General features: G+C 53.4%; 19 protein-coding genes. 6 read left to right on the forward strand and 13 right to left on the reverse strand.

Annotated features, from left to right (window positions below; translation table 11 throughout):
* Positions 1 to 16: 16 nt before the first annotated feature.
* The 4 genes from rfbD to IVG45_RS10145 form a co-directional block, all read right to left on the reverse strand.
* Entirely contained in the window at positions 17 to 913 is an 897-nt protein-coding gene (rfbD, locus tag IVG45_RS10130) for a dTDP-4-dehydrorhamnose reductase (RefSeq protein WP_196437688.1), read from the reverse strand.
* Between the two features lie 67 nt (positions 914 to 980).
* Positions 981 to 2,051, reverse strand: a complete 1,071-nt coding sequence (gene rfbB, locus IVG45_RS10135) for a dTDP-glucose 4,6-dehydratase (protein WP_196437689.1) — start codon at positions 2,049 to 2,051, stop codon at positions 981 to 983.
* Between the two features lie 123 nt (positions 2,052 to 2,174).
* Positions 2,175 to 2,861, reverse strand: a complete 687-nt coding sequence (locus tag IVG45_RS10140; protein WP_196437690.1) for a sensor histidine kinase — start codon at positions 2,859 to 2,861, stop codon at positions 2,175 to 2,177.
* The gene (locus IVG45_RS10145) at positions 2,858 to 4,492 is read right to left on the reverse strand and encodes a tetratricopeptide repeat-containing response regulator (protein WP_196437691.1); all 1,635 of its coding nucleotides are present in this window, start codon (positions 4,490 to 4,492) and stop codon (positions 2,858 to 2,860) included. Before IVG45_RS10145 ends, IVG45_RS10140 begins: the two co-directional genes overlap by 4 nt.
* Positions 4,493 to 4,871: 379 nt before the next feature.
* Here IVG45_RS10145 and msrP point away from each other — a divergent pair, with 379 nt between their 5' ends.
* Together msrP and IVG45_RS10155 are read left to right on the forward strand one after the other, a co-directional pair.
* The gene (msrP, locus tag IVG45_RS10150) at positions 4,872 to 5,801 is read left to right on the forward strand and encodes a protein-methionine-sulfoxide reductase catalytic subunit MsrP (RefSeq protein ID WP_196437692.1); all 930 of its coding nucleotides are present in this window, start codon (positions 4,872 to 4,874) and stop codon (positions 5,799 to 5,801) included.
* Between the two features lie 13 nt (positions 5,802 to 5,814).
* A complete protein-coding gene (locus IVG45_RS10155) occupies positions 5,815 to 6,408 on the forward strand; it encodes a sulfite oxidase heme-binding subunit YedZ (protein WP_230874829.1) in 594 nt (197 codons plus the stop codon).
* Between the two features lie 408 nt (positions 6,409 to 6,816).
* Here IVG45_RS10155 and IVG45_RS10160 read toward each other — a convergent pair whose 3' ends face one another.
* From IVG45_RS10160 to prmB, 9 genes are read right to left on the reverse strand one after another with little or no spacing between them, the layout of a single operon-like run.
* Complete coding sequence (locus IVG45_RS10160) at positions 6,817 to 7,383, reverse strand: hypothetical protein (protein ID WP_196437693.1); 567 nt, start codon at positions 7,381 to 7,383, stop codon at positions 6,817 to 6,819.
* A 34-nt stretch (positions 7,384 to 7,417) separates the two neighbouring features.
* Positions 7,418 to 8,185 carry a 3-deoxy-manno-octulosonate cytidylyltransferase gene (gene kdsB / locus IVG45_RS10165; protein WP_196437694.1) on the reverse strand — a complete coding sequence of 256 codons (768 nt, stop codon included), beginning with the start codon at positions 8,183 to 8,185 and terminating at the stop codon, positions 7,418 to 7,420.
* Positions 8,182 to 8,373, reverse strand: a complete 192-nt coding sequence (locus tag IVG45_RS10170; protein ID WP_196437695.1) for a Trm112 family protein — start codon at positions 8,371 to 8,373, stop codon at positions 8,182 to 8,184. The genes kdsB and IVG45_RS10170 overlap by 4 nt, the downstream gene beginning before the upstream one ends.
* Positions 8,354 to 9,367 carry a tetraacyldisaccharide 4'-kinase gene (lpxK, locus tag IVG45_RS10175; RefSeq protein ID WP_196437696.1) on the reverse strand — a complete coding sequence of 338 codons (1,014 nt, stop codon included), beginning with the start codon at positions 9,365 to 9,367 and terminating at the stop codon, positions 8,354 to 8,356. The genes IVG45_RS10170 and lpxK overlap by 20 nt, the downstream gene beginning before the upstream one ends.
* Positions 9,367 to 9,798, reverse strand: a complete 432-nt coding sequence (locus IVG45_RS10180; protein ID WP_196437697.1) for an ExbD/TolR family protein — start codon at positions 9,796 to 9,798, stop codon at positions 9,367 to 9,369. The genes lpxK and IVG45_RS10180 overlap by 1 nt, the downstream gene beginning before the upstream one ends.
* Positions 9,798 to 10,412: a MotA/TolQ/ExbB proton channel family protein gene (locus tag IVG45_RS10185; protein ID WP_196437698.1), complete on the reverse strand. Its 615-nt coding sequence runs from the start codon at positions 10,410 to 10,412 to the stop codon at positions 9,798 to 9,800. Before IVG45_RS10185 ends, IVG45_RS10180 begins: the two co-directional genes overlap by 1 nt.
* A 35-nt stretch (positions 10,413 to 10,447) precedes the next feature.
* Positions 10,448 to 11,602 (reverse strand): MFS transporter, encoded by a 1,155-nt coding sequence (locus IVG45_RS10190; protein ID WP_196437699.1) that lies wholly within the window; start codon positions 11,600 to 11,602, stop codon positions 10,448 to 10,450.
* Positions 11,603 to 12,691, reverse strand: coding sequence for a chorismate synthase (aroC, locus tag IVG45_RS10195; protein WP_196437700.1), 1,089 nt, complete (start codon positions 12,689 to 12,691; stop codon positions 11,603 to 11,605). It abuts the gene before it with no gap.
* Positions 12,692 to 12,693: 2 nt separating this feature from the next.
* Complete coding sequence (prmB, locus tag IVG45_RS10200; protein WP_196437701.1) at positions 12,694 to 13,623, reverse strand: 50S ribosomal protein L3 N(5)-glutamine methyltransferase; 930 nt, start codon at positions 13,621 to 13,623, stop codon at positions 12,694 to 12,696.
* Positions 13,624 to 13,696: 73 nt separating this feature from the next.
* Between prmB and IVG45_RS10205 the strand changes: the two genes are divergently transcribed.
* The 4 genes from IVG45_RS10205 to IVG45_RS10220 all read left to right on the forward strand — a co-directional run bounded on the left by IVG45_RS10205 (position 13,697) and on the right by IVG45_RS10220 (position 17,598).
* Positions 13,697 to 14,575 (forward strand): HDOD domain-containing protein, encoded by an 879-nt coding sequence (locus IVG45_RS10205; protein ID WP_196437702.1) that lies wholly within the window; start codon positions 13,697 to 13,699, stop codon positions 14,573 to 14,575.
* Positions 14,576 to 14,775: 200 nt separating this feature from the next.
* Positions 14,776 to 15,015, forward strand: coding sequence for a DNA-directed RNA polymerase subunit omega (gene rpoZ / locus IVG45_RS10210; protein WP_196437703.1), 240 nt, complete (start codon positions 14,776 to 14,778; stop codon positions 15,013 to 15,015).
* Between the two features lie 7 nt (positions 15,016 to 15,022).
* Positions 15,023 to 17,200: a RelA/SpoT family protein gene (locus IVG45_RS10215; protein ID WP_196437984.1), complete on the forward strand. Its 2,178-nt coding sequence runs from the start codon at positions 15,023 to 15,025 to the stop codon at positions 17,198 to 17,200.
* A 2-nt stretch (positions 17,201 to 17,202) separates the two neighbouring features.
* Positions 17,203 to 17,598 carry a RidA family protein gene (locus IVG45_RS10220; RefSeq protein ID WP_196437985.1) on the forward strand — a complete coding sequence of 132 codons (396 nt, stop codon included), beginning with the start codon at positions 17,203 to 17,205 and terminating at the stop codon, positions 17,596 to 17,598.
* Positions 17,599 to 17,631: the final 33 nt, after the last annotated feature.

Genomic DNA, 17,631 nt, shown 5'->3' on the forward strand with positions numbered 1-17,631 from the left:
GTCCCTAAATACGAGCCTATTTCTCCAATATTTCCGCCAACATTCGATCAACCCCGACTTGCCAGTCAGGCAAGTGCAAACCGAAGCTGCCGGTAAGTTTGGCGGTACTCAACCTTGAATTAAGCGGACGTTGCGCCGGCGTAGGGTATTGCGATGTTGGAATCGCCTGTAACGCATTTTCCGGCAGTTTGAGCTGAACGCCGGAGTGTCGCGCGACATCCAGCACATGATCGGCATAATCAAACCAGCTGGTTTCGCCACCAGCCACCAAATGATACAAACCGGACAGGTCATTGCGACTGATCGCAACACGGATGGCGTGCGCCGTGACGTCCGCCAGCAACTCCGCGCCGGTGGGGGCACCGGCTTGGTCGCTGATCACCGACAACTGCTCCCGCTCTCTGGCCAGTCTGAGCATGGTTTTGGCAAAATTATTGCCTCGCGCGGCGTAGACCCAACTGGTACGAAAAATCAGATGCAGGCATCCCGATTGCCGTATCGCCAACTCACCCGCCAACTTGGTTTTTCCGTAAACACTCAAGGGGTTGACTGCATCGTCTTCGCGCCAAGGCGTTTCGCCGCTGCCGTCGAACACATAATCGGTGGAATAATGCACCAGCCAGGCACCCTGGCGCTTGGCGGCTTCGGCCAATGCGGCCGGTGCGTCGGCGTTGATCACCCGAGCCAACTCGGTTTCGCTCTCGGCCTTGTCGACCGCGGTATAAGCGGCCGCATTGACGATCACATCCGGCTTGAAATCATCCACGGTTTTGGCGATGCCCTCAGGATTTGCCAAATCGCCGCATTCCGGTTGACTGTGGCGATCCAAGGCCAGCAAATTGCCTAACGGTGCCAAGCTACGTTGCAATTCCCAACCGACTTGGCCGTTTTTACCCAACAACAGAATTTTCACAATAAACCGCCCCCGTCAGCCGCCACCTGGGTGACTAGGCCATGCAAATCCGCGCCGCAGCCATTGATCATGCACTGCGCCCCGCATAGTTTTTTTCCAGCCAGGATTGATAATCGCCCGACAGCACATTATTGACCCAGCCCTGATGATCCAGATACCACTGCACGGTTTTGCGGATACCGGTTTCGAAGGTTTCCGCCGGTTTCCAGCCCAACTCGCGCTCGAGCTTGCCGGCATCGATCGCATAGCGTCTATCATGACCGGGACGGTCGGTGACATAGGTAATTTGCTCGGCATAGGATTTGCCGTCCGCGCGCGGGCTGAGTTGGTCCAGAATCACGCACAGGATATTGACCACATCCAGGTTGGCCTTTTCGTTCCAGCCGCCCACGTTGTAAACCTCACCGACACGACCGGATTGCAGCACGCAACGGATTGCGCTGCAATGGTCCTTCACATACAGCCAGTCGCGTATCTGTTGCCCATCGCCATAGATCGGCAAGGCTTTACCGGCCAGCGCGTTTTGGATGCAAAGTGGAATCAGCTTTTCCGGGAAATGATACGGTCCGTAATTGTTGGAACAATTGGTGGTCAAGACCGGCAGGCCGTAAGTGTGATGATACGAGCGCACCAAATGATCGCTGGCGGCCTTGCTGGCCGAATATGGGCTGTTAGGCTGATATTGATGGGTTTCCGAGAACGGCGGATCGGTCTTTTCCAGTGAACCGTACACTTCGTCGGTTGATACATGCAGGAATCGAAAAGCCTGCTTGGCTTCCGGTTCCAGGCCATTCCAATAACTGCGTACCGCTTCAAGCAAGCGGAAGCTGCCGAGGATATTGGTCTGAATAAAATCTTCCGGGCCGTGGATGGAACGGTCGACATGCGATTCGGCGGCGAAATTCACCACCGCCCGAATATTGTGCCGCCGCAGCAAGCTCAAACCCAAATCATAATCGCCGATATCGCCCTTGACGAAGATATGCCGTGCATCGTTTTGCAGCGTGGCAAGATTTTCCAGATTGCCGGCATAGGTCAGGTTATCCAGATTCACCACCGGTTCATCGTTTTGCGCCAACCAGTCCAGAACAAAATTACTGCCGATAAATCCGGCGCCACCAGTCACTAAAATTGTCATAAGCCTATAATTTAAAAGTGTAGTGCCGCCAAAAACCCAATTTCAGTCGGCTGATCAAGAAAAAAGAACGGGTATATTAACCCATGCGCCACGCTTGGCATGCTAAAAACATTCCGAATATTATCAAGGTAAAAACAGGCAAAACCGCGCGCCGCCCAGCCGGCTGCGATTATCGATACGGATGAATCCGCTTTTGTTTTTATTCTTATGAAAACCGGCAATCGCCGCCACGAAATACAATCCGAGACCGGTATTGCCGCTGACCCAATCCAGATCGGACGGATTTGAGAAGTCGGCATTCAGTAAATGTTCGGGATAGCCGTGCCCATCATCCTCGATGCAAAACTTCAGATAACCGTCCTGTTCGCCGGCCGAGATCAGGACCGCTTTATCGGCATAACGCTGGGCGTTATTTAAGATCGTGCCCAACGCATTGCCGACATGTTGGCAATCGCAATAACACAATAAATCCTCGCCGCACTCAACCTTAACCTCGATGTTATTTAATTGCGACAGCCTATCCTGCTGAGCAATCACTTCGTTGATCAGATCGATGGCCGCATATTCTTCCACCAGCAGACTGAATTTATTACAGTCGATTTTATACATCACCAGCAACTGCATCAAACTGTGATTGATTCGATTGGCTTCGAATCCCAATTGCCGAATATCCTCGGCCTGATCGGCAAGTTGCTTGCGCGCCAATCGCTGAATCAAGCTCAACAACGTACCTAGCGAATTTTTAATATCATGCACCGTCGAAGCCAATATGGCCGGAAACAGTACTTCATCCCGCCGTCTGTCCGTCATGCCTTGTTCTCGGCGGTGTACTGGCGCAAGACATTGGAAAATTCCATTTGTAAAACCCCCAGCTTGTGCGGATCGATCCCGATTTGCTTGGCTTTTTTGAACAAGGTTTGAGCGCGTATCAGTTTCTCTTCGTTGGCCCGGTTGGATTTCAGGTCGTGAATAATGATCTTCAGCATATTGAGAATGATGGTTTTGTTCTCCGGCATCACCGACATGGCCTTTTCAAACAATTCCATGGCTTCCTTGAACTTGCCCTGCTTATACAGCGCCACGCCTTGATTATTGGTTGCCACCAAAGCCCGCTTGGTGGTTTGAATCAACACCTCCGAATGATTATCCATGCCGATGCCGCTTTGCATGCGGCGGACATCGTTTAAAAACTGGTCGTCATCGATATGGGTCTTGATCAAACCGTTCAATATTTCTTCAGCCTGAGCATGCTGATTCAACAAATAACAGCTGCGAGTAATATCCAGTTGCAAATCCTTGGGCGCCTTGTTGCCTAGTTGCTTATTCAGTTCCAGCGCCTTCCGCAAGGACTGATTGGCCAATTCCTCGTCACCGCTATTTTTATGCAGTTCCGCTTCCAGGGTCACCGCGCGTAATTCGGCTTCCGGATCGCTACCAAACTCCTTACGCATTTCTTTCAAGGTAGTCAGCGCCCGATCCGAAGCGCTGGTTTTAGAATAGAGCTTAGCCAGGTTGGTAAAATCGCTGCAGGACTTATGGACTGAGTTTTTTCCAAGCGTCACCGCTGCCTTATACGCTTTTTCGGCAATCTCGAGGCTGCCGTTTTTATCGGCGGTTTCGGCCAGTTTTTTTTGCCGCAAAATCGATTGGGGCGACAAATCCACCGCCTGATTCAGCACCTGCAGCATATCATGCGGCTTATCCTGCGCCTCATAAGCCTTGGACAACCAATCGTAGCCTTCCAAATACATCGGATTATCCTTAACCAGCGTCTCGAAAATACCAATGGCCTGCTCCAGACTGCCTTGCTGATACTCGATAATGCCAAGCCCTAAGCGAGCCCAAGGCAAATCACGTTGCTGCAAAATCTCCTGATAAATCCGCCGCGCTGTATCGAAATCGCCGACCAGGATTGCCAATTCGGCGCGCATTTTTAACAAATGCGTATGCATTTTTTTGTTATCGCCCGCCAGCAGCGTGTCACAGTTTTGGATCGCCTGCGATAAATTGCCCCGATCGATTTCCTTTTCGATACTTTGCAACAGACCCTTGCGCTTCAGATTTCGTTCGATCCGGCTGAAGAGTTGCTGAGTGTTAAACGGCTTGGTCAGATATTCATCCGGCTTGCTGTCCATCGCGCCCAACACCATGCTGGCGCTCTGTTCAGCCGCGATGATAATAAAAATGCAGTTATAACTGATCAACTTACGGTAGCGGGCTTCCTCCAGAACTTGCTGGCCGTTCTTGCCCGTTCCCAGGTTATAGTCGCACAACACGATGTCGAAGCGGGTGTTGCTCATTGCGTTGAGGGCATTGATGCCATTGTCGGCTTCGAAAATAGTATCGGCTTCCAAGGAATACAGCATGTCGCGGATGGCTCTGCGCATCGCGGCATAGTCTTCAACGATTAAAATGGATTTGCCTGCCAGGATTGGCTTCATGATTTTTACGATTAAAGGTTCCGACGAGATGGTGCAATTCTAGACTTACAGTTGGAATCTGTCTTTAAACCGGCCAAACTATTTACCTTACGCCTAAACCCGTTATCATCGATCCGGGTATTTTGCGGGCTAAGAATTAGATCACGCTATAAATCCGGCAATTCCGGATGCGACCGCACAATCGGAAAATAATTTCCGCCCCTAAGCGGCCGGCCCGCGACTATCAGCCGACTATATGGGAACGAATTACCGACAACCCTATCCAACACGGCTGAACCGACAGGCCTTCGGCATGCCGCCGAGTTTGTTTGCCCTAACCGATAAAAATCGCCGAAACGATCCAGTATCGACGCGGCCCCAAAATATAGAGGAACAGACGATGAACAAACCGCCCCTAACCGGCATTCCGGCCTCGGACATCACCCCAAAAGCGCTGTTTGATCAACGCCGGCGTTTTATACAACTGGCTGGCGGCGTATCGGCGGCCTTATTGAGTGCAGGGCTGTTCGCCGGGCAAAAACTGTCGGCTACTTCATCCTCATCGTATGGTTTGACCGATACGCCGACGCCGCTGAAAGACATCACCCGCTACAATAACTTTTACGAATTCGGCACCGACAAGGAGTCGCCGGCCAAGTTGGCCGACACTCTGAAGACCCGACCATGGACTATCAGCGTCGAAGGCGAAGTACTCAAACCGCAAACTCTCGACATCGACCAACTGATGAAGCTGGCGCCGATGGAAGAACGCATCTACCGCCTACGCTGCGTGGAAGCCTGGTCCATGGTGGTGCCCTGGTTGGGTTTTTCGCTGGCGGAATTGATCAAACAAGTACAACCAACCGCTTCGGCCAAGTATGTCGAATTCGTCAGCCTACACGATCCCGAGCAAATGCCCGGACAACGCAGCCCGGTTTTAGAATGGCCTTACCGCGAAGGCCTGCGCATTGATGAAGCGATGCATCCTCTGACCCTGCTGACTTTCGGTTTGTACGGTGAACTATTACCCAAGCAAAACGGCGCGCCGGTACGCATCGTGATCCCGTGGAAGTACGGCTTCAAAAGCGCCAAGGCTATCGTCAAAATCCGTTTTGTAAAGGAACAACCACAAACCAGCTGGATGCAAGCCGGCCCGAACGAATACGGTTTTTATGCCAATGTGAATCCGGCTGTCGATCATCCGCGCTGGAGCCAGGCCAAGGAGCGCCGGATCGGCGATTTTCTGAAACGCCCCACCCTGCCCTTCAACGGTTACGCCGAGCAAGTAGCATCGCTATACAGCGGCATGGATTTGAACAAGAACTTTTGATGCCGTGACTCGATTGCCGCCAAGCTATCATGGGCTGGGTTGGGTCAAGGCCGGAATTTTTCTGCTGGCCTTGCTGCCTTTGCTTAACTTAATTAACGCGGGCCTGCGGGATAATCTGGGCGCCAATCCGATCGAGAAAATCACTCATGTCACCGGTTACTGGACTTTGAGTTTTTTACTGATCGGCTTGAGCGCAACCCCTTTGCGCCGGCTGTCGGGCTGGTTTTGGCCTATCCGATTGCGGCGCATGCTGGGCCTGTTTGCATTCTTTTATGCCTGCCTGCACTTTCTGAGTTATCTGGTGCTGGACCAATTTTTCGACTGGCCGGCCATTATCGAGGACATCAACAAGCGGCCCTACATCACCGTGGGTTTCAGTGCCTTTTTGTTGCTGATTCCCTTGGCGCTTACCTCCAACGACTACCTGACCCGCAAAATAGGCGGCAAAAACTGGCGACGATTGCATAGCCTGGTCTATCCGATTGCGATAGCCGGCGTGATACATTTTGCCTGGCTGGTGAAAAAAGACCTCGCCACGCCGCTGATCTTTGCCGGCATATTGACGGTTTTACTGATAGTGCGGCGTATCAACACGCGGATTCTATGACGTTAATGGTAGCGTCTAGCTATCCTTGCCAGCGGGGTTCGCCTGGCATGTGTCCGATTACGCTGTCTACGATGGCTTCCCGGTTATGTTCAGCTTTCCCGTTGAGGCCGTGGGGTTTATCCCGTTATGCCGCGCCGAGCACCGGAGGGTTTGAACGGATTGACCCTTTAGGGGCGATGCAGGGATGCATCGAGTTTTTCGCAGGGGCTGGGATGCCCCTTCGAAAAACCCCGTTCAAAGCCTTCGGCGCGCAGGATCAACGCGGCATCCGGGTGTCTTTTCTTTGGGATACTTTTCTTTGGACAAGCAAAGAAAAGTATCGCGGCTGCCGGTCCGCGAACCGGCGTTAAATTTGGCTTCGCGATAGCGAATCATTTATTCCGCGTGGGCACAAAAAGCGTGCTCACCCTACTGGACTAATTTTATTTTTTCTTCTATTTCTTTCAGCAAATCAATAATGTCTGGCACACCAAAAAATGAACCAAAACATTCAGTTCCATAGAGCGGGTTTTCTTTACCTTTCATCTTATGATCTATTTTTGCCTCCTTCCAAAACGCTGATGAAGAAGGTTCATTGGGGAAAAAGTTAAACATGTTTTGATGAGAACTTGCATTTCTGATGTGTCTTAGAAACTCAAATTCTGGCGATTTATCGTTTTTTTCTTTCACAGCTTCATATGCCGAGTTAGCGAGCATACAGCAACAAGAATTGATATAGGTATATAAGGTAAAATTATCGTTTTTTATATTCGATACAACATCATATGGAAAAAAATGCCTGGGCTTAACCCATTTCCCTTCAATACTAACGTAGTCTTTTTCTTTCAACTCTACTTTATGGTTGTTTAAAATAATAAAAACAGCTGAAAGCGAAGTCGTAAAACTCATGACCATTTCATAAAAGGGTAAACCTTTCCTAAACTGAATATGGTCGTATTCTTGCATGGAATATTTTTTCATATTTCTAATTGTCATTGGTCATCCTAGTTCCAACGGCACTCCATACTCCCTAAACCTGCCCCAACCTCAACCCCACCCGCCACAAATCCTCCTCGGTATCCACTCCGGCTTCCGGCGTCTGCTCGACGATTTTGACCAGCACTTTCTCGCCATGCCAAAGTATCCGCAATTGTTCCAAAGACTCTACGCTTTCCAGCGGCGATGCCGGCCAGCTGCAATAGCGTCGTAAAAAACCGACCGTGTAGGCATACATGCCGATATGGCGGTAATGCGGATGACTGTCATCGCCGATCACATGATGTTCCGGGAAACTGGCGCGGTTCCACGGCATCGGCGCCCGGCTGAAATACAGCGCATAACCGTTCTTATCCAGCACCACTTTCACCGCATTGGGATTGAAGATTTCGTCGGCATCCTGAATTTTCGCCGCTAGCGTGGCGATGCCGGCTTGTTGTTGTCCGGCCAGCGCTACCGCCACATCGCGGATGTAAGCCGGCGGAATCAAGGGTTCGTCGCCTTGCAGATTCACTACGATCTCGTCTTCGCGCCAGCCCAGCTTATCGGCCACTTCGGCGATGCGCTCGGTACCGGATTGATGATTCGGATCGGTCATAACCACTTGTATGCCCAACGCCGAAACGGTGACGTGGATACGCTGATCGTCGGTCGCCACCACCACTTGCCCGGCATCGGCTTCCAGCGCCCGTTCGCAGACGTGAACTATCATCGGCTTGCCGGCGATGTCCAGCAGCGGCTTGCCGGGTAAACGGGTCGACGCGTAGCGCGCCGGAATCACGACTTTAAACGTCTGACTCATTGGTGCAGAGCTTGTGCTTCTTCGAAACTGAGTTGGCGGGCTTCGTCTTCCAGCATCACCGGAATATCGTCGCGTATCGGGAAGGCCAGGTTGTCGGCCTTGCAAATCAGCTCCTGTTTGGCTTTGTCGTACACCAGCGGGCTTTTGCACAACGGGCAGGCCAGAATATCAAGCAGTTTTGTGTCCACGGGTTTTATCCTTGAGTAATGAGAGAAATTTTTCGAAAAAGGCTTCGGGCAGCGATGCTTCGACCGGCAGATACCAGTGATGTGGCTGGGCGAAACTGCTACATTTGACCGCGTCTTTTTCGGTCATGATCACCGGTTTGTCGTCCTTGAAACGCAAATCGGCGGCGCTAAAAGCATGGTGGTCGGGAAAGGCTCGGTTTTGGCAGTTCAAACCGGCTTCGGCCAAGCGCTTGAAAAAACGGCTGGGATTGCCGATGCCTGCCACGGCGTGGCAATCGCTGCCGGCAAACGCCGATAACGGTTTGCGTTCGCCGGTTTGCAGATTGACCAAGCAGTCGCCACTACACAGCATCGCAAATTCGTCTTCCAGCAATTCCCTAGGCTGGTTGACCACTACCAGATCGACGCTTTTGACCCGCTCCGGCGGCTCCCGTAGCGGACCGACCGGCAAGCAATAACCGTTGCCGAAGCGGCGTTCGCCGTCTATCACGACAATTTCGATGTCACGCTGCAAGGCGTAATGCTGCAAACCGTCGTCGGAAATAATCACATCGCAAGCGTTGTCCGCCAGCAATCGGCGAGCCGCGGCGGGCCTATCGACGCCGACCACTACCGGGCAAGCGCAACGCCGGACCAGTACAAGCGCTTCGTCGCCGACCTCGGCTGGATCGCTGACGGCCGTGACCGCTTGCGGGGTTTGACCATCGCTACCGGCATAGCCCCGGCTGATCACTCCCGGCTTGTAACCTTGTTGTTTTAACCACTCAACCAGCCGAATCACCAATGGAGTTTTGCCGGTGCCGCCCACGGTCAGATTACCGACAATGATCACCGGCACCGGCAAGCGGTGAGTTTTCTTGAAGCCTGTTTTGTATAAAAACCGGCGCAAGCGTATCGCATCGACGTACAGCATCGACAACGGCATGAACCAGGCCGAAATATACATTTCCTTGTACCAGGCATCTTCAAACCAGCGAACCAGTGAGGCTTTCATTATTGCTCCGGCGGATTGATCGCAAAGGTGACGTGATGAAAACCCAGCTGGTTAGCCACATCCAGGGCACTGACCACGGCCTGATGCGGCGTCTTGCCATCGGCGCTGATGATGAACGGCAGTTGTTTGGTATCGGCGGAAAAGCCGGCCAAGGCATTTTTCAGACTTTCCAGGTTCTGTTCCGCCAACGCTTGCGGTTTGCCGTCCTCGCCGGCAATCGCGTACTTGCCCTGGGCGTCGATAAACAGATTGATAGCCTTGGCCGATTGTTCTATATCCTCGCCACTGGCTTCCGGCAAATTGATTTTTAAGTCGGTGTGATGGCGAAAGGTGGTGGCCACCATGAAGAAAAACAGCAGCACCAACAACACGTCTATCATCGGGATCAGGCCGATTTCCACCGGCGCCCGTTTTTTGCGGCGGAAATCCATCAGACCTCCTCTCGATTACCCTGCATGATGTCGATCAGACGTAGCGATTCTTCTTCCATCCGCACCACGTGATCGTCGACCAAGCGTTCGAAATAGCGATGGAAAAATAGGCTGGGAATCGCCACCGTTAAACCGGAGGCGGTGCAAATCAAGGCTTCGGAAATGCCGGCACTCAAGATGCCGGGATCGCCCATGCCGCCGACGGCAATATCGGAAAACACCCGGATGATGCCGTCCACGGTACCGAGCAAACCGATCAAAGGCGTCACCGCGGCCAGACTGCCCAGCGCATTCAGATAGCGTTCCAGTTCGTGAGCCACCTGGCGGCCGACTTCCTCGATACTGGATTTCATGATCTCGCGGCCGTGCCTGCGGTTCGCCAGACCCGCCGCCAACACCCGGCCGAGCGGTGAACTGAGCTTGATCCGCCGGATCGCGGCATCGTCCAGCTTATTGTCGCGATGCAATTGCCAGATATACGGCACCAATTCGGCCGGAATGATCCGCTTGCGCTGCAACGACCAGAAACGTTCGCCGATGATCGCCATTGCCGCGATCGAACACAAAATGATCGGCAGCATCATCCAGCCGCCGCTTTTAATGATTTCAAACACTTAACAATTTCCTCATGATCGAATAGCCGACGATTTTAACCCAATATCGGTGATTTTTGCCGGGCCACGCCGATAAAGGCGATCAACAGCGCCAAACCGCAGGCCAATGCGGCAATCACAAACACCGGTCCACCGCCCAGTCTGTCCCAAAAATATCCGCTGTAAAAACTGCCCAGCATGCCGCCCAAACCGAAACTGATACTGCTGTACAAAGCCTGGCCCTTGCTTTGATGGCGCTCGCCGAAATAGCCTCGCAACAACTGCATTGCCACCACATGCGCCACGCCAAAACTGGCGGCGTGCAGCAATTGCGCGGCCACGATGATAGTCATCGATGCCGCGCCATGGGCAATCATCAACCAACGCAACATGCTTAGAGCAAGACTGGCAAGCAACAAACCGCGTAAGCTGACCCGTTTCAACAAGCCATAGATCCAGATGAACACCAAGATTTCGGCGCAAACACCCAAGGCCCATAGTAAACCGGTCACTGTAGCGCTGTAATGATATTGCTGTAGATAGACCGAATAAAACACGTAGTACGGCCCATGCGCGACTTGCAGCAGCATGTATACGCTAAAAAATGCCAGTATCTCCGGTTTTAATATTAGCCGCAGCACGCTGTCGGTGGATTTGTCGTCATGGCTAAGCGTGGCTTCCGGCGTAATCAGGGCCATCAGCCAGTTGCTCAGCAACAAGCCGGTAATGATCCAGGGCAAATAATCGATACTGAAATCATCCAGAAATCGCCCTATCCCAAGCACGGCGGCGATAAATCCCACCGACCCCCACAAGCGGATCCGGCTATAGCACTGTGGTTCGGCTTTCAGATGCAGCAAAGTCGCTGCTTCGAATTGCGGCAGGGTCGCGTTCCAGAAAAAACTGAATGCCACCGTCACCGCCGCCACCCATTGATAATCTCGCCGATACAAAAAACCGGCAAAAAACAGCGTGGCCAACAGCGAGGTGACCCGTATCAAGCGTAAACGATGGCCGGTTTTATCCGCAAGCCAACTCCACAGATAAGGCGCGATAATTTTGGTCGCCACCAGCATCCCGGTCAGCTCGCCGATTTCGGCGGCCGCGAAACCGCTCTGTTTCAGATACAAACTCCAAAAGGGCAGGAACGCCCCCAGAGTGGCAAAGTAACAAAAATAAAAGCCGGATAAACGCCAGTAAGGCAGGTCCATTTAGCGCAGCACGGGCAATCCGCTGTCAACATGCAGATTTTGAGCGCGGTGCCGCAGCAGATGATCCATCAAAATGATTGCCACCATGGCCTCGGCAATCGGCGTGGCGCGAATGCCTACGCAAGGATCGTGGCGGCCTTCGGTGACCACTTCGACCGGTTCGCCTTGGGTGTTAATGCTACGGCCAGGCAAGCGCAGACTGGACGTGGGCTTCAAGGCGATACGTGCCACAATGTCCTGGCCGCTGGAAATGCCGCCCAGGATTCCGCCGGCATGATTGCTCAAAAAACCGTCCAGGGTGATTTCGTCGCGGAATTTTGTGCCCTTGGTAGCTATGCAATCGAAACCATCGCCGATTTCCACGCCCTTGACCGCGTTGATGCTCATCAAGGCATGCGCCAGATCGGCGTCCAGCCGGTCGAAAATCGGCTCGCCCAGTCCGGGCGGCACCTGGCTGGCGATGACTTCAATTTTGGCGCCGATCGATTCGCCTTCCTTGCGCAAGGCATCCATGTAGCTTTCCATTTCGGCCACCTTGCCGGCATCCGGGCAGAAAAACGGATTGTTGTGTATTTCGTTCCAGTCGAATCGTTCGATTTTGATCGGCCCCAATTGCGACAGATAGCCGCGCACCAGAATGCCGTGCTGCTGGAACAAATATTTTTTGGCAATGGCGCCGGCCGCCACCCGCATCGCGGTTTCCCGCGCCGATGAACGGCCGCCGCCGCGATAATCCCTGAACCCGTATTTTTGTTGATAGGTGTAATCGGCATGACCTGGGCGGAAGCTTTCGGCGATTTTGGAATAATCCTTGGAACGCTGGTCGGTGTTTTCGATCAGCAAACCGATCGGACAACCGGTGGTCTTGCCTTCGAACACGCCGGACAGAATCTTGACTTCGTCGGCTTCGCGGCGTTGGGTGGTATGGCGGGAAGTACCGGGTTTGCGCCGGTCCAGATCGATTTGCAAATCGGCTTCCGACAGTTCCATCCCCGGTGGGCAGCCGTCGACGATGGCTCCCAAGGCCGGGCCGTGGCTTTCGCCGAAGGTGGTGACGGTGAATAATTTACCTATGCTGTTTCCGGACATGCTTATACCGCGCTTGCAAATAATGAGTGAAAATCGTTGACTTGGTCGGCCGTCAGCAGAAACACACCGTCACCTCCACGCTCGAATTCCAGCCATTGGAACGGCACGCTGGGGAACAAGTCTTGCAAGGTCTGCGCGCTGCTGCCTACCTCGACGATCAGTATGCCCTGCTCGGCCAGATAATGCTTGGCATCGGCCAGAATCCGAATCACCAGATCCAATCCGCTATCGCCACCGGTAAAGCCCATTTCCGGTTCGGCATGAAATTCCGCCGGCAGGCTTTCCCATTCGCTGATTGCCACATAGGGTGGATTGCTGACGATGATGTCGTATGGTTTGGCCGGTAAATCGGCGAACAAATCCGATTGATAGAGATCGACCTGCTCGGCCAGATCGTGCTTTTCAACGTTGATTTGAGCCACGGCCAAGGCATCCTCGGACAACTCCACCGCGTCGACTTGCGCATCCGGAAAAGCGTAGGCGCAGGCAATCGCAATACAGGCGCTGCCGGTACATAAATCCAGAATGTTGAACACTTGCTCTTCATCGACCCAGGGTTCGAAGCGTTCTTCAATCAACTCCGCGATCGGTGAACGCGGCACCAGCACCCGCTCGTCGACATAAAACGATAGGCCGGCAAAAATGGCTTCATGGGTCAGATAGGCGGAAGGCTTGCGTTCGATGATACGGCGCTTGATCAACTCCAGCACCGCTTGCCTCTCCGGCAAAGTCAGCACACTGTCCAGATAGGCGTCGGCCAAGTCATAGGGCTGATGCAGGGTATGCAAGACGATGGCCGCCGCTTCATCCAGCGGCGTGACGGTACCATGTCCGAGAAAAAGTTGATGTTCGGCAAACCGGCTGGCACCCCAGCGAATATAGTCTCTGATGCTGCTCAGGGTTGTGATAACATCCGGCGAAATCGTATTCATATGCTGCCTACAGAAAAAAGGCTTTAAATTTTAAACCAAACCCTGCTCGCTTGTCCGAATAAAGCAAACACCGATGACCGAGGCCGTTCCCGACTCCAAAACCAGCACGCTGGCAAAAAACCGTTTATATCTGGATTGCTACAAATACATGCAATCGGACAAACTGGCCTTACCGACTATCCCGGATGTTTCGGTCAAAATCCGCCGCGCCATCAACGAACCCAATGCCAACAGCAGCAAAATCGCCCGCGTGGTGCAAATCGACCCCAGCATTACCGCGCGGCTGATCAAAATCTCCAACAGCCCGCTGTATCGCGGCCGGCGCAAGATCGAAAGCTGCCCCGAGGCGATTACCCGGCTGGGTTTGAAAGCCGCGCAGGACATCATCACCGTGTTTGCGTTGAAAGCCGTGTTCAATGCCCGTTCCGGCATCATCCGGCGTAAGATGCAGGAGCTATGGGCACACAGCAGCCATGTCGCCGCGATCAGCGCGGTGCTGGCCCATAAAACTCCCGGTTTCGATCCCGACCGGGCCATGCTGGCCGGTTTGATTCACGACATCGGCATCGTACCGATCTTGGCCTATGCCGACCGCCAGCCGGACATCCTGGCCTCCCCCACCGATCTGGCCGAAACCGTGCGGGAGTTGCGTAGCGATATTGGCGTGCAAATCATCCGTAAATGGGATTTTCCGGCCGACTTTGAAGACGTGGTGGTCCACGCCGAAAACTGGTTCCGCAACAGCGGCGACCAGGCCACCTATAGCGACATCGTGATGATTTCGCAGCTGCACAGCTTCATCGGTAAGGTCGACATCAAGAGAATGCCGAAAATGGACGACCTACCGGCTTATAGAAAGCTGGCGGCCGGCAATCTGGACGCCGACTTGAGCATCAACATTTTGGATCAGGTCAAGGATGAAATCGAAAACATTCGGATGATGCTGAATTAATTTTAGTTTAATGTGAATACCGGCCGACCGATCCCGGCAAAAACCGAGCTGCTCGATGTGGCACACCGGAAACATCCCCGCGCCAAATAGGCACGAAACTGGCTTAGCGGACCCGTTATATTATATAATAGTAATGTATAGCACTATCCGGCCCTACCGGCAGTAGCTTGATCTCCATCCATTCCACCAAAGGTTCAAAAATGGCACGCGTCACCGTCGAAGATTGTTTAGAAAATATTGAAAACCGTTTCAAACTGGTTTTACTGGCCGGCAAGCGGGCAAGACAGCTGGAAAAAGGCGCCGACGAATTTGTACCGCGCGGCAAGGATAAGGACACCGTGGTAGCCTTGCGCGAAATCGCGGCCGGCTTTGTCACCGAGGAAAATGTCGACCGTCTGCATCGTGGCGGCTATGTTTCCGACACGCATCTGGAAATCTGATTGCCAAATGGCCAAGGTAGCCGCCAATTCGCCAGTGCTTGAAGTAGAGCATCCCGAGGAAAAACTTCTTCACCAGCTCTGCGACATCCTTGGCGGCTACCTCGACCAGGAACATATCAACAATATAATCCGCGCCTATCATCTTGGCGCGGCGGCCCATTCGGGCCAATTCCGCAAAAGCGGCGAAGCCTATATCTGCCACCCGGTATCGGTCGCCATCACGCTAGCCAGCATGCACATGGATGCGCACGGCATCATGGCCGCGATACTGCATGACGTGATTGAAGACACCCCGATCACCAAGGAACAATTAGCCAAGGAATTCAGCCAAGAAGTGGCTGACTTGGTCGACGGCGTCACCAAGCTCTCCAAAATCGACAGCCGCTCCCGCGCCGAGGCCCAGGCCGAAAACGTCAGGAAGATGTTCCTGGCCATGGCCCAGGATCTACGGGTGATCGTGGTCAAACTGGCCGACCGGCTGCATAACATGCAAACCCTGGGCAACATGCCGTTGGACAAAAAACGCCGTATCGCCAAGGAAACCCTGGAGATTTACGCGCCGATCGCCAATCGCCTGGGCATGAACGATATTCGCCATCAACTGGAATCCCTGGGGTTCAAGGCGCTCTACCCCAACCGCTACACCGCCATCAGCAATGCGGTGAAAAAATCGCGCGGCAACCGCAAGGAAATCGTCGACACCATCCAAAGTTCGATTCAAAACCGGCTGAAGGAAATCGGCATGGATTGCACGGTGGCCGGCCGGGAAAAAAACATTGCCAGCATCTACCAAAAAATGCTGAACAAAAAAATCTCGTTTACCGATGTGTTTGACGTTTACGCCTTCCGGATTTACTGCCATCAGGTCGATGACTGCTACCGTGCCCTGGGCGGAGTGCATAACCTGTTCAAACCGATACCCGGCCGCTTCAAGGATTACATCGCCCTGCCCAAGGCCAACGGCTACCAATCCTTGCACACCATATTGATCGGACCCTACGGCGTGCCGATCGAAATTCAGATTCGCACCCACGAAATGCACCGCTTGTCCGAATCGGGCATTGCCGCGCACTGGCTCTACAAATCCGATAACGATAAAAGCGAAACCATTCAGGCCCGCGCCAACGAATGGCTGCGCGACCTATTGGAAATTCAGAAATCGGCCGGCGATTCGCTGGAGTTTATCGATAACCTGAAGGTCGACCTGTTCCCGCAGGAGGTATTCGTCTTCACTCCCAAGGGCAAGATCATCAAACTGCCGCGCGGCGCCACCATCGTCGACTTTGCCTATTTAGTACATACCGACGTCGGCAATGCCTGCATCTCCGCGCGCATCGATAAAAAACTGGTGCCCCTGCAATCCAAACTGGAAAACGGCATGACGGTGGAAGTCATCACCGCCAGCTGGGCCCGGCCCAATCCGTTGTGGCTGAATTATGTGGTCACCGCCAAGGCCCGCAGTTGTATCCGCGCCTATTTGAAAAACTTTAACCAACTGGAAGCCATCAATCTGGGCCGGCGTTTGCTGGAGAAGGAACTGCAGAGCCTGAATATCCAGCTGGATCAAGTCGACGATGCCCGTATCGTGCAGGTGTTACATTCCCTGAAAAAACATTCGCTGAACGACCTTCTGGAAGACATCGGCCTGGGCAACCGCATGCCGTTCCTGGTGGCCAAACGGATTTGCCAGACCGACCTGAATGCCGCCGTCAAACTCGACGACATCGAACACCGCGCCAAAACCCCGCTGATCATCAAGGGCACGGAAGGCATGGTGGTCAATCTGGCCAAATGCTGCCGGCCGATTCCCGGCGACCCCATCATCGGCTTCTTCAATCCGGGCCGGGGCATCGTCGTGCACCATCACGAATGCCGCAACAGCAACGAAGTCAGAAAAAAACAAACCACCTGGCTGGATGTGGAATGGAGCAGCGAGGCCTCCGGCGAATTCCCGGCCGAAATCAGGGTCGAGCTGCTGAATCAACGCGGCTCGCTCGCCACGATCGCCTCGACCATCTCGTTCATGGATTCCAACATCGAAAACATCAACGTCGTCAGCCAGGACGACCGGGTTTCGGTTGACTTGTTGACGTTGGCGGTTCGCGACCGGGTGCATCTGGCCAACATCATCCGCAAGCTAAAAAAATTATCCATAGTGTTGAAAATTACCCGTATCAAAGCATGAGCATGAAAAAAACCATCATCTCCACGCCTTTGGCCCCGAAAGCCATCGGCACTTATTCCCAAGCCATCAAGGTCGACAACACGGTTTATTTATCCGGCCAAATCGCCCTGGATCCCGCCACCATGGAAGTAGTCGGCGGCGACATCAGCGTCCAGATTCGCCGGGTGTTCGACAACCTGAAGGCCGTGGCTCAGGCCGCCGGCGGCGATTTTGCCGACATCGTCAAACTGAATGTGTTTCTGACCGACCTTGGCAACTTCCCCATCGTCAACGAAATCATGGCCGAATATTTCAGCCAACCCTACCCTGCCCGCGCCGCCGTCGGCGTGGCGGCTCTGCCCAAGGGCGTGGGTGTCGAAATGGATGCCATCATGGTACTGCGGGAAGGATATTACTGATCGCGCCGCGCCTATCCGGTGCGACGCCTGAAA

Source organism: Methylomonas sp. LL1 (assembly GCF_015711015.1).
Lineage (GTDB): Bacteria > Pseudomonadota > Gammaproteobacteria > Methylococcales > Methylomonadaceae > Methylomonas.